Origin of the sequence: Aliibacillus thermotolerans (assembly GCF_027853235.1) — a bacterium.
In the GTDB taxonomy this organism is placed as follows: Bacteria; Bacillota; Bacilli; order Bacillales; family Marinococcaceae; genus Aliibacillus; species Aliibacillus thermotolerans.
Window position 1 is genome coordinate 13,553 of the sequence record NZ_WKJG01000022.1, and the last position, 17,623, is coordinate 31,175.

At 42.7% G+C, this 17,623-nt stretch carries 11 protein-coding genes; 7 read left to right on the forward strand and 4 right to left on the reverse strand.

Features of this window, described 5'->3' with window-relative positions:
• The first annotated feature begins 93 nt into the window (after window positions 1-93).
• From GJS40_RS01605 to GJS40_RS01620, 4 genes are all read left to right on the forward strand, one after another.
• A complete protein-coding gene (locus GJS40_RS01605) occupies window positions 94-1,164 on the forward strand; it encodes a CdaR family transcriptional regulator (protein WP_270895606.1) in 1,071 nt (356 codons plus the stop codon).
• A gap of 119 nt (window positions 1,165-1,283) precedes the next feature.
• The gene (locus GJS40_RS01610) at window positions 1,284-2,426 is read left to right on the forward strand and encodes a glycerate kinase (RefSeq protein ID WP_270895607.1); all 1,143 of its coding nucleotides are present in this window, start codon (window positions 1,284-1,286) and stop codon (window positions 2,424-2,426) included.
• Window positions 2,427-2,442: 16 nt separating this feature from the next.
• Window positions 2,443-3,798 carry a GntP family permease gene (locus tag GJS40_RS01615; RefSeq protein WP_270895608.1) on the forward strand — a complete coding sequence of 452 codons (1,356 nt, stop codon included), beginning with the start codon at window positions 2,443-2,445 and terminating at the stop codon, window positions 3,796-3,798.
• A gap of 77 nt (window positions 3,799-3,875) precedes the next feature.
• Entirely contained in the window at window positions 3,876-4,640 is a 765-nt protein-coding gene (locus GJS40_RS01620; RefSeq protein WP_270895609.1) for a DUF3298 and DUF4163 domain-containing protein, read from the forward strand.
• A gap of 386 nt (window positions 4,641-5,026) precedes the next feature.
• Here the strand turns inward: GJS40_RS01620 and GJS40_RS01625 are convergent, their stop codons facing one another.
• On the reverse strand, window positions 5,027-6,679 hold the full coding sequence (locus tag GJS40_RS01625) for an S-layer homology domain-containing protein (RefSeq protein ID WP_270895610.1): 1,653 nt from the start codon (window positions 6,677-6,679) through the stop codon (window positions 5,027-5,029).
• 239 nt (window positions 6,680-6,918) lie between these two features.
• Here GJS40_RS01625 and GJS40_RS01630 point away from each other — a divergent pair, with 239 nt between their 5' ends.
• Together GJS40_RS01630 and GJS40_RS01635 are read left to right on the forward strand one after the other, a co-directional pair.
• Window positions 6,919-8,631 (forward strand): putative bifunctional diguanylate cyclase/phosphodiesterase, encoded by a 1,713-nt coding sequence (locus tag GJS40_RS01630; protein WP_270895611.1) that lies wholly within the window; start codon window positions 6,919-6,921, stop codon window positions 8,629-8,631.
• A gap of 116 nt (window positions 8,632-8,747) precedes the next feature.
• On the forward strand, window positions 8,748-10,241 hold the full coding sequence (locus tag GJS40_RS01635) for a C40 family peptidase (protein WP_270895612.1): 1,494 nt from the start codon (window positions 8,748-8,750) through the stop codon (window positions 10,239-10,241).
• A 533-nt stretch (window positions 10,242-10,774) separates the two neighbouring features.
• On the opposite strand, the gene GJS40_RS01640 is transcribed toward GJS40_RS01635, so the two are convergent.
• The 3 genes from GJS40_RS01640 to GJS40_RS01650 all read right to left on the reverse strand — a co-directional run bounded on the left by GJS40_RS01640 (window position 10,775) and on the right by GJS40_RS01650 (window position 15,696).
• Window positions 10,775-11,419, reverse strand: a complete 645-nt coding sequence (locus GJS40_RS01640; protein WP_270895613.1) for a helix-turn-helix domain-containing protein — start codon at window positions 11,417-11,419, stop codon at window positions 10,775-10,777.
• Between the two features lie 654 nt (window positions 11,420-12,073).
• Window positions 12,074-14,200, reverse strand: coding sequence for a S8 family peptidase (locus GJS40_RS01645; RefSeq protein WP_270895614.1), 2,127 nt, complete (start codon window positions 14,198-14,200; stop codon window positions 12,074-12,076).
• 464 nt (window positions 14,201-14,664) lie between these two features.
• Window positions 14,665-15,696 (reverse strand): C40 family peptidase, encoded by a 1,032-nt coding sequence (locus GJS40_RS01650; RefSeq protein ID WP_270895615.1) that lies wholly within the window; start codon window positions 15,694-15,696, stop codon window positions 14,665-14,667.
• A 608-nt stretch (window positions 15,697-16,304) separates the two neighbouring features.
• Here GJS40_RS01650 and GJS40_RS01655 point away from each other — a divergent pair.
• Entirely contained in the window at window positions 16,305-17,141 is an 837-nt protein-coding gene (locus GJS40_RS01655; RefSeq protein ID WP_270895617.1) for a DUF6612 family protein, read from the forward strand.
• Window positions 17,142-17,623: the final 482 nt, after the last annotated feature.

Sequence of the window (17,623 nt, forward strand, 5' to 3'; positions counted from 1 at the left end):
CCCTTTCGAAGGGGGAAATTGATTCACCGTTCTTTTTCCGGGAATGATACGATAATGAAGCGGGATAGTTCGTCAAATAAAGGGGGTAGGAGGATGAATTTGACGCAACATTTAGCGGAAGAAGTCATTCGTCGCTTAGAAAAAAATATTCCATTTGCGATGAATATGATGGATAAACGGGGAATGATGATAGCAAGTACCAATCCCAATCGGGTCGGAGACATTCATTCAGGCGCGCAAGAAGTCATTCAACGGTTAGAGACGGTCATCATTGACGAAAACAATCAGCATCAGTTTCCGAATACAAAAAAGGGGGTGAATGTGCCGCTTTATTTTGATGATAAAATTATCGGAGTCTTTGGAATTACGGGAGAACCGGAAGAAGTACTACCAATTGCAAAGGTTTTAAAAGTAACGGTGGAAATAATGATTGAACAAATTTTTCAAGAGCGGGAACAGTTTCATTCGGAACAGATGTTACAGCATTGGTTGCAAAAATTGTTTCATCCGTTGCTTGTGAACGAAGAGGAAGTAGTGGAAGATGGAAAGTGGCTCATTCCAGAAGAAGAGGCGGCACGTTACCAAATCGTACTGATTCAAGGGGAAGGGGCTTCTTTTCATCTCCGGGATATCGAGCGACAAATTGCAAGGGCTTGTCCTGACATCCTTTTTATCACCGCATTTCAAAAAGATGAAGTCGTTCTTTGTTTAAAGCAAGAAGAACCTTCGATGAATCAAGTGCGCAAGCTGTCCATTGCGGATTTTTCCGTTGCGGTTGGAACGAAAGAACTTGGTATTCTCGGTATGCGGAAATCGTACATGTACGCGAAACAATTATTAACCGACGTAAAAGAGAAAGGAAATCCTGCACTTGTGGAGGACTACAAATTGGAAATCGTCACCGCGCACATTCCAAGAGAAGAAATGACGCATGTATTTGCGGATGAAATCAAAGCTTTAAACCAATTACAAGAAGAATATCGTCATACGTTAAAAATGTACATTCGCCAACACTTTCAATTATCATCCACGGCAAAAGCGCTTCATATCCATCGCAACACGTTAAACTATCGCCTCGAGATGATTGAGAAAAAAGTCGGTTTGTCTCCGAAAAACGCCCGGGATATTTTTTCGTTATGGCTGTTGTTACAACACGGGACATAATTTGTGCAAATGAACAAATTTCTAAAAATTTTCATCATTTCTTTTTATTCATTATGTTCATTGTTTCTTCACAAATTTCCTTCTACACTATTCATAATGAGGAAAAGGAGTTTTGACCTATGCGGATTGTCGTTTGTCCCGATTCTTTTAAAGGGAGTCTCTCGGCGAAAAGAGCAGCAGAAATGATGACGGCTGCTTGCCAACAGGTGAACAAAGAGGCAGAAGTGTTTCAAAAAGCGATGGCTGACGGTGGAGAAGGAACGGTGGAAGCGCTTGTTTTTGCAACGAACGGTCATTACGTTCACAAAGACATCACCGGTCCGTTAGGAGAAAAAATACGCGCTTCTTACGGCGTCCACGGAAATGAACCGAAAGCGTTTATTGAAGTAGGGAATACGGCGGGACTTGTGCAAGTTCCGGAAGAAAAACGTAATCCTTATGAAACGACGTCTTACGGATTAGGGGAGATGCTACGCCATGTGATAGACGACGGGTTTCAAGAAGTGATTATCGGTTTGGGTGGAAGCGCCACCAATGATGGAGGACTCGGCATGTTGACGGCTCTCGGTGTGACGTTTCGAGATGCCGAAGGAAAGCCTGTCGGTATGTACGGAAAAGATGTGTTGCACGTGGCGGAAGTGGATGTTAGCGGTATCGATCCCCGTCTTGAACAAATGACCATTCAAGTAGCGTCGGATGTGGATAACCCACTTTGCGGCGAGTTAGGGGCAAGTGCCGTCTTCGGTCCACAAAAAGGAGCGACCCCTTCTCAAGTAAAAGAGCTGGATCAAGCCCTCGACAACTACGGAACGCTTTTAGAAAAACAATTTGGTAGACCGCTGAAAACGATTGAAGGCGCGGGTGCAGCAGGTGGACTGGGAGCGGCATTCCTTGCGATCGGTGCAACCCTTGTTTCCGGTGCTTCTCTCGTTGGAGAGACGATTCAGTTAGAAGAGGCCATTCAAAACAGTGATCTCGTCATGACGGGAGAAGGGAAAAGTGACGTCCAAACGTTATACGGCAAAGCACCAAGCTATGTCGCTTCTTTAGCGAAAAAACATAAAAAACCGGTATTGTTATTATCCGGTGCCATTGATGATCCGGAATTTCGCTTAAACGAAGTATTCAGTGCCGTCAGTTCCATCATGAATAAACCAATGACGCTTCACGAAGCGATGGCACAAGCAGAAACGCTTCTTTACGAGCAAACGGTTCGCGTATTAACAACTTGCTTATCATCATACAATAATGAAAGCCTTTGAATGGAGGGATTGAAAAATGGAAGGGTTCGGTCTTGTCCTTGTCATCATTGCGGCGGTGTTGTTAATCATTGGGCTTACCGCCAAACTCAACGTCCATCCGTTTTTATCATTGATTATTGCAGCTTTTTTATTAGGAATTTTCGCCGGGTTACCGCTGTCTGAAATCGTCGACGCAGTAAATGGCGGATTTGGAAATTTAATGGGTAGTATCGGACTAGTCATTGTATTCGGTACGATTATCGGAGTGTTTTTAGAAAAAACAGGAGCAGCGTATCGCATGGCTGCTTCCGTGTTAAAAGTTCTGGGAGAAAAAAGACCGCAACTGGCAATGAGTCTCATCGGCGGAATTGTTAGTATTCCGGTATTTTGTGACTCCGGGTACGTCATTTTATCTTCCTTAAAGAAAGCGCTAGCAAAACGGGCAAAAGTAGCCGTTGCATCGATGGCGATTGCGCTATCCACCGGACTTTTTGCGACACACACGCTCGTTCCACCAACACCCGGTCCAATTGCAGCGGCGGGCAATATCGGAGCAGAACAATATCTCGGTACAATTATTATCATCGGGATAATCGTTGCCATTCCTGCAATTATGGCTGGTTATTTCTGGGCGGTCAAAGTAGGAACGAAAATAAAAGTGCCAGGGGAAGACGAGTTGGAAATAAGCTATGATGAAGTTGTGAAACAGTTTGGCGACATGCCTTCGACGCCGAAAGCATTTGCACCGATAGTCATTCCTATCGTTTTGATTGCTCTTGGTTCGATTACGAGCTTCGCCGGCTGGAGTGGGATCTTTGCTGACATTTTATTATTTTTCGGTTCCCCGGTCGTAGCGCTTCTCATCGGTGTATTTTTCGCATTCACCCTCGTACCAAAATTAAATAAAGAAACGTTAAACGACTGGATAGGTCTCGGTATCAAAGAAGCAGCACCGATTTTGTTGATCACAGGTGCAGGGGGTGCGTTTGGAACCGTCATTCAAACGACAAACATTAGCGGATTCATCGAAAGTTTTGGAAACAGTCCATTTGCAACAGGAGCATTTTTCTTACTCGTTCCATTTGTTATTGCTGTGGCGTTAAAAACAGCCCAAGGTTCGTCCACAACAGCCCTTGTGATTACTTCTACCCTCGTAGCTCCTTTACTCGTTGACGCGGGCATTACTGGTGCCATACCGATGGCGCTTGTCGTCATGGCGATTGGAGCCGGAGCAATGGTTGTCTCGCACGTCAACGACAGCTACTTCTGGGTGGTAAAAGAATTCAGTGGCATGACTCTTACTCAAGCGTACAAAGCGCAAACGGGAGCGACACTTTTACAAGGAATTGTAGCGATGATTACAACCCTCATTTTGTGGATTATTTTTGTATAGAAATTTCACAGATGTATAAAAGCCCCTTTCTTTGGCGCACTCTAAAAGCAATGCGACAGAAGAAAGGGGTTATTTTCATGACAAAAACAGTGCGAAAGGGAAAAATCATCCTTTCCACCTTTCTTTTCTTGTTTGCTATCCTTTTTTCAACTGAGGGTGTAAGCGGAAAAGAAGCAGATATCCAACTGAAAGAAACAGAGTTTGATGACATTCAACTGCTTCAATGGCAAAAAAACGATGAACTGTATGAAATGAATATACAACTGCCCATTTTTACGACCGATGCGTTGAATGCACAAATGAAAAAGTATATGGAAGAGCAAATTACCGCATTTCTGGAAGCGATTGACGGTCACGTCACAAGTAAACGCCCTGGTAATTTATATATTACGGTTGATATTTTAAAAAGCGGTATTGGTCTTTATTCCCTCGTATTTTCTGAACAAATTTATACGGGCGGGGCGAATTGGAACGATACCAACACCGTATTACTTGCCGACGTGGAAAAAGACCAATTCATGCAGCAAGCGAATCTTTTTCAAGACGTGGTGAAAGCTCGAGAAATCATCCGACCGCTTGTGGTGGAAGAGCTTAAAAAAGACGAAAATCTCGACGGCTATCTGTTAGAAGACCAAATAGAAAAATGGCTTCGTGACCCGGACTATCAGTTTCAAAATATGTACATTGACTGTGCAAACAAACGACTCGGCTTTATTTTTGATAAGTATGAAGTAGCAGCAGGAGTCGTTGGCATGCCGCAAGTATACTTGCCACTGGACGAAAAGCTTTTCTCTCTTTTTAAAGATACGTGGCAAGAGCGGATGCAACAATGTCAAAAATAACCGATCCGTGTCTCTCACGGAAAAACGCGAGTCCAAAACCGAATGCTATCCGCGGGTAGTAAGCAGGACATAAGAGAAGACTTCCCCGTCATGAGACCATTCGGCAGAAATTTTATACGATATTTGGTCGCATGAACCTTTTATGCGACACTTCATGGCATCATTCTCGTAATAATTGGTCGTATGGCTTGTTTTCATCCTAATTTCTTCCATTTTGACTTTCATACGACACTTCACTTGCTGTTTGACAAAATGAAGCGTCGTATGAACACGTCATGCGACACTTTTTTCATCGATGTAATAAATAATAGGTCTCATCATTTTTACACAAAAAAAGAGAGACTCACCAAGTGGTTAGTGAGACCTCTCTTTTAATGATATTTTGCTTAGGAAGCGTCTTCCATCTCTTCTACTTCTTCGATTTCTTCAAAGTCTTCCAGTTCTTCCAATTGTTCTTCTTGCCATTCTATCCATTCATCAAATGAAATGATGTCTTCTTCATTTTCCGGCAATCCATATTCGAAAGTAACTGGTTCGTTGAAGTTACTAATAGACATACCGTAGTCAATTCCAAAAGTGATTGTTTCTTCGCCGTCTGTAAAGCTGAATTGAATGATGCCTGTATCATAGACGATGTTTGCATCTTCATCAAAGGCTTGAATGATTTTAAATTCATCCAAGCTTAATTTGCTTAAGAATTCCTCGAAGTCAGATTCCATTTCTGCTTGAATTGTTTCTGCTTCAGAAGCAGTGAGACCAAGAGCATTGGTCAATTGCGGGTTGGAGAAAATTCCTTCCAGTACTGGAATAATCTCTTCTTCAAAGATAGTGAAAAGTTCTACGAGCTCTTCTTCCGTAAGAGTAAATTCAAGTACTTGCTCATAGTCCACATCGCCAGGAATGGCGTCATGACTGTCATGCAACGTAAAGTAGTCTGTTCCGATATGTTCAATCAAAACGTCATAGATTTCTTTCATGAGCTCCATTTGTTCATCATACGTAAATGGAAAGTCCATTTCTTCCCCTAACATTTCTTCATAGTCCATTTCAATGTACTTTCCTTGCCATTCTTCTGGATACCCTAAGAGAGCGGCATCTGTAATGTATTGATAGTTTTTCGTTTCTGTTGAAATGCTAGGAAGAACCATGGATTCACCAAAAGCAGGGATGTCTTGTTCTATGACAACTTCGGTGATAAATGGATCTGCTTGAAATGCTCCGCGCATCACCATATCCATGTTCATGGCTTCGTCAATCATTTCTGCTTCTTCTTCTGTAAGATCATCCGGGATTGGGAAATCTAACGTAATGCCCATATCACCTTCAAAAGTGTAAGACTCAAGATTCAACTGTGCTTCAAAAGCGTCTTCTAACAGTTGAAGAATCTCTTCATCGACTTCTTCTCCAGGCTCTTCCGGCTCTTCAGGTGCTTCCGGTTCCGTTGCTGCCGCTTCCAATGTATTCGTTAAAAAGACAGCAAATTGAGCTCTGGTCGTTTCATTACTAGGACGGAACGTATTGTCGTCATAGCCACCGGTGATTTCATTTGCGGCCAGAATTCCGACATATTCGTACGCCCAATGGTCAGAAGAAACGTCCGCAAAAGACGCTGTTACTTCTCCATTTAAATCGTACGCTTTTGTTAATACTTTTGCCATTTGACCTCGAGTGAGCGGATCATTTGGCATAAAGTTTCCGTCTCTTCCTTCCATGATGCCAGCTTGCGCCAAGGCAACAGCTGCGTCATACACTGCATCGTTTTCGTCCAGATCATTGAATGTGACTCCATTCTCATTAGCCTCCAATCCCAATGCTTTGGATAAAATTAATGCAGCTTGGGATCGTTTCACCGGCGCATTCGGATCGAATGTCCCGTCTTCAAAACCATTGACAAGACCTTCCTCCGTTAAGTAATCAATCGCTTCTTTTGCCCAGTGATCGTCACTGATATCTTTGTATGTGGCGGCACTGACAGAAGTTGGCACAACTAATGTCAATGCAAGTGCGCCGGCAAAAGCTCTTTTCATAAAACGTTTCACGCGAAAACCTCCTTGATAAATTTTTTCTACAACTCCATCATACACCTTTCTAGGAAAAAATGAAAAAGCCTTCTAAAAATCTTTGAAAAAACAAAATTAAGACAATCGACCTTATATGGCAAAATCACCGTGTCAATAGAGAAAAATGACATAGATATAGGCAGAAGGAGAAAAATAAGGTAAAATGAGGTAGACTCCTAATTTAAGAGGGGGGACGTGTAATTAACACGGAGAAGAAAATGACACATAACGAGAAATTTCACCAATTTATTAGCGACAAAGAAAATCTCATGAAATTGTTCGACCACATGAATGATGGTCTCATCGTCACGGACGACCGGCAACGGATTATTTGGGTCAATCCTGCCTATGAAAAAATTACCGGTTACACGAAGGAAGAATTACTTGACAAAAACCCGAACTACGTCGCTTCGGGAAAGACACCGCGAGCAATGTACGACATGATGTGGGAAACGCTAGAGAAAGAAGGAACATGGACCGGACGTCTATTAAATCAGCGGAAAAATGGACAAGAGTTTTGGTCTTCTTTAACGATTACGCATATTAAAAAAGACACTCCGGAAAATAGTTTCTACATCGCCTTTACACGAGATGTCACAAGTACAATCCAAAAGCACGAGAGAATGAAAGAAATGGCATATCGTGACAACTTAACGGGATTGCCGAACTACAACTATTTTACGGAACATGCGAGCAATCTATTGGAAAAAGCAAAAAAAGAGGACAAAGTTACCGCTTTGTTATTTTTAGATCTGGACCGTTTTAAAAACGTAAACAATTCCATCGGACATTTCTACGGAGATCAATTGTTAAAGATGATCGGAAAAAGGCTCGAGAATGCCGTCTGTGATCGCGGGCTTGTCAGTCGTTTTGGTGGAGATGAATTCACGATCATTTTGGAGCCCGTCACTTCGATACACAAATTAAAACCGATCTTAACGCAAATATTTGATAACGTCAGCCAACCGGTAGAAATCGGGGACAGAGAAGTGCGAATCACCGCATCCATAGGAGGGAGTCTTTATCCCGAACACGGGACAGACGTAGAAAGTCTCGTCCAAAACGCAGATTACGCCATGTACCGCGCAAAAGAAGATGGTTGCAATTCTTTTTCGCTCTTTCAAGACGAGTTTCGAGTGGAAACTCTTTCCAAGATTACTATAGAAAACGAGTTACGTCAAGCATTAAATCGAAATGAATTTGAAGTGTATTATCAAGTGCAAATGAATCTTCATAATGAGCAACCGTACGGGGTAGAGGCACTCGTGCGTTGGAACCATCCAACAAAAGGAGTGTTAACGCCATTTCATTTTTTAGATGTAGCGGAAGAGGCAGGATTAATTAAACATATCGATAAATGGGTATTAGAAGAAGCGTGTCGGGAAACACAAGCGTGGCGAAAAGAAGGTTTTGATGACTTAATCGTCTCCGTCAACGTCTCCAAACCTTTCTTTGAAAGTGAAGAATTTGAAAAGGTCGTCCTTCAAACGCTGGAAAAAACAGGACTCCCACCGCAACTATTATCATTAGAAATTAGTGAAAATATTAACATTTTAAACGTCGAGCGCTCTTTTCGAAAACTCGAACACTTGCGCGAGATTGGTATTTTAATTTCTTTAGATGACTTTGGCACCGGTTATTCTTCCATGGGACAGTTGAAACGATTTCCGATTGATGTATTAAAAATTGACCAATCATTCGTTCGCCACAGCAACGGAAAAGATAAAGACGCAGCCATTGTCCGCTTTATATTAAATTTGGCGAAAGTATTGGGCTTTGAAGTAGTCTGTGAAGGGATTGAAACGGAAGAACAACAAAATTTTTTGAAATCAGAAGGTTGTGATTATGCCCAAGGCTATTTTTACAGTAAACCGATTGCAGGAAAGCAATGTAAACAATTTTTGTTGGATATAAAAGGGAAATGTCACTAAGGCGAGCCTTCTATGGTATAAAATAAAAGAAATATATCGACAGTTGTCCCGTACTCGTTATAATAAAATCATACACTGATTTTTGACGCTGTGGGAAGATAAGGGAGGGAGCTTATGTGGAAAAGTCGACAACTACGTTACGAAAAGTTGTTGTAACGTCTACTGCGGTTACCGGAGCTGTTTTGACCGTGCCTCTTGTGGCAGACGCCGCTTTAGGAGACGATACGCTGTATCCGTCCATGCAAAGTGAAGATGTGAAAGAATTGCAAAGCCTGTTAAAAGACAAAGGATATTATACATACGGAGAAATAACAGGTTATTACGGGGAACATACGAAAAGGGCAGTGCGCGATTTTCAACGAGATCATCAATTAATCCCTGATGGCATCGCAGGACCAAAAACTTTTGCGATGCTCTTTGGCGGAGAGACAAAAGAGCCGGAAGTGAGAGCGAGCAGTACGGAAGAAGCACGCGTCACTCTCGGAGGCTCGACCATTTTGCGTCTTGGAGAAGAAAGTGAAGAAGTGAAAGAATTACAACGGCAACTGGCACAGCTCGGCTTTTTCCGCGGAGAAAAAACCGGCTATTATGGTCGCCAAACACGGGAAGCAGTGCGCAACTTTCAACGGAGCCATCAATTGGTTGTTGACGGCATCGCAGGACCAAAAACTTTTGCGGCTTTAAAAAGTGCATTATCCGGACAAGTCGTCGTAGATCCACCGGAAGGGATTTCATCCGCTACTTTTAAAGTATTGGAACGGGGAGATCAAAACAATCAAGTGTCTCAACTCCAACAACAGTTAAAAGATGCAGGATATTATCACATGGAAATCACCGGTATCTTCGGACCACAAACAGAAAAAGCAGTCCGCGCTTTTCAGCGAGATCATCAATTAACCGTTGACGGCATTGCCGGTCCGAAAACGTTCAATCAATTAAAACAAGCCTCCTCAAAAGTGGAGTCTATAGAAAAGAAGCAACCAAATACGAATGGCATTCTTCGCTTTGGTGCCCAAGGAAATGACGTTCGCACCCTCCAAAGCCAATTGAAGCAACTAGGATTGATGAAAATGGAGCCAACGGGCGTGTACGGGGAAGTGACCGAAAACGCCGTTCGCTCTTTTCAACAACAATACGGATTAACGGTTGACGGTATCGCCGGCCCCCAAACAAAACAAGCATTAGAACAGGCCATTTATGGCGAACCACCAAAAAAAGAAGAAACGAAACAGCCTTCCGCAAACAAAAATATTAACGTAACAAACTTAATTGCAGACGCTGCCGAACATATCGGCACGCCTTACGTCTGGGGAGGGACGACCACATCCGGCTTTGACTGCAGCGGCTTTTTACAATTCGTCTTCGGTCAAAACGGAATCTCTCTTCCACGGACTGTCGCTGGCATCTACGACCACGGCACATCTGTTCAAACCCCTCAAGTCGGGGACATCGTCTTTTTCGAAACATACCAAAGCGGTCCCTCCCACGCCGGCATTTATATCGGAAACAACGAATTCATCCACGCGGGCACATCCACCGGCGTAACCATTGCGAATTTAAACACGAGCTACTGGAGCGAACGCTACCTCGGAGCTAAAAGATATTTTTAACGGTACAACCTCGTCGAAACACTTCGACGAGGTTGTTTGATCGCAGTACACAAGGGCGCTTTATGGTATCGTTTCAGCACAGCAGAAGAGTTGGAAGCGATGCATGAGGGTAGATGGCTCGTCTCCAGCAACAAATGAGGCGTGGAAGCACCTCATGAAACAGATATGGCACGGTTTCAGAAAGAAAAAATTTGTGGAAGCATTTCATGAAATAGATATGGCATGACTTCAGGATGAAAAAAGCAGTGGAAGCATTTCATACACTACTTTCGGCGTGTTTTCAGGACGAAATGAAGAGTGGAAACGATTCATAAACCGTTTATAACTTGCTTCCAGCAGAAAATAAGACGCGAAAGCATGCCATGAATGGTTTATGGCACGTTTCCAAGCGGTTCATACGTTTGAAAACGATCCAAGCAGCGTCTATGGCTTGTTTCCAGCACAGCAGAAGAGTTGGAAGCATGCCATAAACGATTGTCACCAATGAAAAACTCGCTCTTAGGCGAGTTTTTTCCTTTTGGAAGAAAGGATAGCTATTTTTCTTCTTCCGTTGTGTCTCCAAAAACGGCGTAGATAATTTTCGTTAATTTTTCTTTGTCTTTGTCGTCTAAGGGAATGTGGTCGAACATCAGTGTTTCTGTTGCTAAAATGTGGCGTAAATTTTTCGGGCGTGGTGCTGCCGGATGGTAATCTTCCGGATGATCGGTGTAGCCTACTAAATAATCGGGTGTGACTTCAAGGGCATTGGCTAATTTATACAGCTGGATTAAGTTTGGCACGGTATCCCGGGATGTTTCGTACGGATACTCTTTTTGCCACCGTTCGATGAAATGGGCGTCAATTCCTGTTTTGACAGAAAGGGCATCGATACTCCAACCGCTTTTTTCAATGGATTCTCGCAAACGTTTCGTAAAAAGTTCGCGATCGATGCGCAAATCCTTTTTTTCTTTCTCGTTTTCAGGTAATAGTCCCCCGAGCCGTAACATTTCATCCGGAAGGGCTCCTTTTAATCCTTCCGCAAGTTGTAAAATGACTTCTCGGGACGGAATGACTTTATCTTTTTCAATCGAGTGGATGTATGAATAGCTCAGACCGGTAATATCCCCTAAATCACGAAGCGAATAGTTATTTTGCAACCTTTTTTCGTACACATATTTACCAAGCGTTTGTTTCTTCATGCAATAATCACCTGATAATATTTTATCGAGGGGGGAATGGGGGATATAGGTGAATAAGCAATGACGTTCTTTCATTATGAACATCGTTTTTCAAAAATAAACGAGTGGTTACTCATTCATCTAACTATACTTGAAACCATTTTTCTATGATGGAGTCATTTACCGCTGGATTCGGAAAAACGCGAGTCCAAAAATTCAAACGCTATTCTCAGGAGGTAAGCAGGATGCAAGAGAAAACTTCCCCGTCATGAGACCGTTCGAGGGGAGTTTTAAGCGAAATGTAGTCGCATGGACCTTTTATGCGACACTTCATGGCATCGTTCCCGTAATAAATGGTCGTATGACACATGATGAGTTCTATGTATACCCTAATTTCTTCCATCTCTAACTTTCATACGACCGCTTCATCGCTGTTTTACAAAATGAATCGTCGTATGAAACGTTTATGGGACGATTCATCTTCTTTTTTAAAGCGTCATTTGTCGCATGAATCATAAAAGCGCTTCAAATCGCCAAAATATTTCCAATTTCAGTCTTCATGCGACCACTCCTGCTGAAATTGAACGAAAAAAGTGTCGTATGAACTGGTCATGCGACACTTTTTCCATCTATATGATAAATAAATGGTCTCATAACGAAAGAGAGACCCACTCATTACTGAAGTTTTGTCTCAGCTTCTACATGTTGCCCTAACGTATAGACGATTTGCGCAAATTGGGCGCGCGTTAATGTGTTGTTCGGTTGAAAAGTACCGTCCTGATATCCGTGAATAATACCATGTTTAGCGAAGTAGACAATCTCTTCGTATCCGGTTGTTTCTTCCGTCACATCAGAGAAAGGCGCGGTGTCCAACTCCAAATCATCGGTAGGTATGTCAAATGCACGTCCGATGATTTGCGCCATTTGGCCTCGGGTGACAGCATCATTCGGACGGAACGTGTTGTCGTTGTATCCGGAAATAATTCCTTTTTCCACTGCCGCTTGAATATAGCCGGCACTGAAATAATCCCGGGGAACATCCGTAAAATGCGTCATTGTATCCTTGTCATCCCAGTCAAATAATCGTCCCATGATCGCAACGATTTGGCCGCGTCGGATGGCTTCATTCGGATAAAAGTGACCGTCACGACCGTTAATAATTCCGCGAGCGGATAATTCATCAATTGCTTCTTTTGCCCAAAAATCATCCGCAATATCCGCAAATTGTGGTGGGTTCGCGATTTTTTCCGGCCAAGTAAAAGATAGTTCTTCTTCGAAAGACGTAAGATCCACTTCCACTTTGTCACTCGTTCCATACTCTCTTCCTTGGTCATCGACAACGACGAGCGTGTACGTGTACGTATCCGCTTCTACCTCATCATCGGTATAGAACGTTTCATCATCAGTAAAGCGAGCAATTTGCTCATCGTTTCGGTAGAGGTGAAATTCGTGCGATTCATGGAGTGCCTCAGACGCTTCCCAAGTCAACGTCACTTTCGGAGTTCCGTCTTCATCCGTTTCAATGTCTGTTGTTAAGGAGATCAAAATTTTATCCTCGATGATCGGGTCGTCCCCAATTAAATCATCATCAATATCTTCTTCAATTGGCGTTTCGTCCGGTTCTTCTCGTTCATTTTCATTCCGGTCTTCCCTTCCCGGTGCTTCACTCATATCAGGAAGCTGCAGTAGTCCGTAGCCGTAGCGAGGATCCCGACCCGGCTCTCCTAAGTCAATCACTTCATCGATGAGCATCGTTTTCAACTCATCGGGGGAAAGATCCGGATAAGCATCCATCAACAGTGCAAAAGCGCCTGAGACAAAAGGAGCTGCCATCGACGTGCCGCTTAACGGCCCATACGTGCGCTCTTTAAACGTACTGACAATATCTACCCCGGGTGCAACGAACTCCACCGCTTGACCGGAAGCAGAAAAAGAGGCACGTTCGTTGTTTTCATCCACTGCTCCGACGCCAATCGTCGTATCGTAACGCGCCGGAAACTCAATTCGGTCCGAAGTCCCTTCCGCAGATTCGCCGCGATTACCAACCGCTGCCACAACGACAATCCCTTCCTCCGTTGCTGTTTCTAACAACCTTTTCATCGCTTCCGAATCCGTTAACGTACCTAAACTCATATTAATGATGTCCATCTCTTCATCCATTGCCCATTGTACCCCACGTAAAATCGCCGTTAATGTTGCAAAACCGTTATGATCCAACACTTTTACTGCATACAAATCAACATTGGGGGCAACTCCCATCAGTCCAACACTTGGGTGATTCGCAGCAATAATGCCGGCAACATGTGTCCCGTGTCCATGATCATCATCGTAATCATCGGTATAGGAAACAGACGAATATCCGCCTTTTACATCAAGAGAAGGGTGAGAAGTATCAATACCTGAATCAATCACTGCCACACTCACTCCATCTCCGTGAATACCGTACTCCCACGCTTCTGTCGCACCGATATGGTCAATCCCCCAATTGCGCCATTCCGCCTGCGATTGTTGGAACGCCGGAAGTGGAGGTGTTTCAACCGCGATCGTTTCATCGGCTTCCACAAATGCTACTTCCTCCTGCTGCCGAAGCCAATCGGCCCGATCTTCTGATATTTTCAGTGCAACGACGTTTGCCTCATCCCAAGTCTCGAGTACCACTCCCTCTGACTCCTGCAGCAGTTCTTCTTCCACTTCATCTTCAAAACCGATTAAATATGTAGAAATCTCTTCTGCCAAAAGCGTCGGCGCCGGAATCGACAGCAAAAAAGCCAACACAATTCCGACCACCCATTTTTTCCCCATATGCATGTCCCTTTCTATATATAGACTCTCTTTAAAAGTATCATAGATTACGAGAATTATCACCAATTATTCCTAGCAATATTTCAAGTGTGCATCGTCGCACGAGCTTCTTGAAAACGGGTAGAGGATGTTTTCGCGCTAAAACACGAGACGACAAGGAGACGATGAAACAAATCCTTTTAAGTAGCGGTTTTGCGTGATCGTCCCTCTAAAAATCACTTCCACTTTCGTCAAAAAACATTCACATTTTCTTTATTAAAAAAATGTTTAAAAGGAATGGAAACGGGAAAGATAAGAATACGGACGCCCCGTCCTTGCGCGCTCACTTTCAACTGGTAGAAAAAGTGGTTTCGACACCACACCTCCTTTGTAATAAATAAATCCAGTGCATTGAAAAAGGAACGCCTTTTTACACGGTGTGGAACAAATAAAAAAAGACCCGCCATTATGGCGAGTCAAAAACATTAGCGGTTTAACGCTCTTTCCAAAAATACAGTGAAGTGAGCGCGAGATGTTTCCCGTCCTGGTTCAAATTCTCCGTCTTTGTTACCGGAAGCAATGCCGCTTCCTGCAAGGGCGTAAATATGTTTGTAGTAACGATGATCTTCGTCTACATCAACGAACGTTCCATCATATGTTTCGTCTTCCAGCTCGAAAGCACGGTAGAAAATAACAGCCATTTGTTGGCGCGACATCGTTTCATCCGGCATGAATTCCCCACTGCTGTTTCCGTTAATCAAGCCGGCGTCACTGACAGCTCGTACATATTCAGATTGTGGGTGGGAGTAATCTACGTCGCTAAATGGTGTGCTCTGTCCTTTAATTGGTAAGTCAAGTGCTTTTGTTAAATATTCCGCTACGTCAGCACGTTTAATTCCTTCGTTCGGTTCAAACAAGCTAACTTCATTTCCGGAGACAATTCCTTCTGTGCCAAGTTCTGTAATGCTTTCGTAAGCCCAGAAATCTTCATCTACGTCATGATACTCTCCGGCTGGAAGAGGCTCCAGCTTGATTTGTTCTGATTTTACTTCTTCTTTCGGTTCGTCAATGACCCGTTTTGCACCTACATAACGTTTTCCCCAGTAATAAGGATCATTCACGCTTGAAATGGAAATCCCTTTGGATGTGGCCGAATGAATAAACTTTCCGTCTCCTATGTATATCCCATTATGGTTAATCCGGCCGGATCCGTGGGAGAAAAAGACAATATCTCCTTTTTGCAGTTCAGATTTCGAAACAGGTTCTCCTACACCGTATTGTTGGGCTGCTGTTCTTGGAAGGCTAATTCCGTTTTTATTAAACACATAACGGATAAACCCCGAACAATCAAATCCACTCGGTGTCGTTCCCCCGTATCGGTAGGGTGTTCCCATATGCTTTTTTGCTTCCGCGATCACCGCATCTGCTGTCGAACCGGCAGAGGCTTGTGTCGGAAAAACAAGCATTGTGAACAACAAAACAAAGCTCACGGCTGTTATTAAATTTTTCTTCAGCACATTTTCTCTCTCCTCTCAACATTTCTATCATTCGATTCTTATAAAAATATGTAAAATAACATATATTTTTCTGTGAAATTGTAGTGCTGTCACACACAATTCATAGTCTAGCACGTATATCTATGTTTTTAGGTTACAGTTATGTAACAAGATAGAGACAAAATGCAACAATATTTCCCTTGTTTTATAACAATAGAAGAAATAAAGAGCAAAAAAACGCATCATTTCAACAATAAAAGATGTAAAACTTTGTAACCATTTTGTAATAAAGGAAGTGCATTCCAAAAGAAATGATACGAAAGACCTATTCTTTGGGGGCAACACCCTAGAGTCAAGGTTGGAGCGGCTGAAATTAGCGACGTATACTGTGGAATAAATGACGTTCGTGAGACATGACTGATTTGTGACACGAACACACGTCGTATCCCTTGTCAATCCTGAAAAAGTTTTATCATAATTGAGCGTTCACTCACACACTCCCGGAACGAAAAAAGCACTTCTTCCAATATCCAGCCCATGAGATCATTGTCAATTCCATTGGAGAACGATAGAATATAACGGGTGTTAGAAATACTCAATGACTTTCCATATATAGGAGAATTATGCGCATGAAAAAACTAAGAAGATGGACAGGATCTTGTCTTTTAGGAATGACGGCACTTATTTTGACTTCTTGCGGGCAAGATATGTTGCCGGAAGAAGTGTATAAATCGTCAATTGCGAAGATGGAACAATTAGATAGCGTCTATTTTACCGAATCCAGTCAGTTGCAGGTGGGAGAAGATCAAGTAAGTTCCTTTACGCGGGGGGTTGTTACTTATCAAACACCGTTCAAAGCGTATATGGAAACGGAAATGAATGTCGTCGATGTCAGTGAGCCGTTAGACTTACACATTCGCGTCAACGGTGATGATGTGACCATTCGTGAAAATGGCGAGACGACTTGGGAAGAATACAATACGAGTGCGGAATCGGTGTTAATGAAAGCACGACCGACCCACACCCTTGAATTCTTTCTCGATTTTGAAGAAGAGTTTTTAATGAAAGAAGAGAACGACTTGTACCACGTTTCATTTAAAGGAACGGATGACCGTCATATTGCGCTGGCGGAGAAAAAATTACGCCGCCTCGGAATTGCGGAAGAAGGTGTATTAACGGAAGAAACGCTCAATTCCATTGAACTCGATCGCATTGAAATGGTTGCATACATTGATACCGAAACGATGTATATGGTCGGGTACGATACACGCTTTACCTTTACGATGGAATTGCTCGGAGATCTCGTTCGTTTTAATGAAATCATTTACGTGCGGTATGATGACCATAATCACGTCACAGGTGATTTGGAACAATTTATGGAAGAAAAAATCAAAGAGATTGAAAGAGAGAAGATGGAAGAAAGGGAAGATGAGGAAGACGAAGAAGAAGAGATCATCACCGAATAACCTTCTTAAAAAATAGTTGTCATAGTCATCCAATCGTGGAATACAATGAGAAGCGGGTAAAAAATTCCTGCTTCTTTTTTGTTGGCATAAATTATGAAAGATAGGAAATAAAAGGATAAAAATATGTGTAAATATGGGAAAGTTGCCCGTATGTTTCTCATTTTCCTTAGCAATTTAACATTTTGATTACAAAAGCAGAAAAGCCTTACAATACGCAGAAAAATATGTTTCAATAAGAAAGGGATGGGAAACATATGGAACAAACAACCGCACTCTGGTAACCTTAGTAATGTCGTGCAAAATTATTGTAAAATTACTATGGAAATACTAGCAATCTCACGTAAAATGTTGTAGACTTCTGGATATGAGCTGTCTAAACATTGGTAGAGATGGCAAGGGAAGTTTAATATTTTCCAACAGTTTCCTAGCCAACGACAATTGACACGGAAATCGTTGGTTTGTATAATTGTTTTTGCAGAATT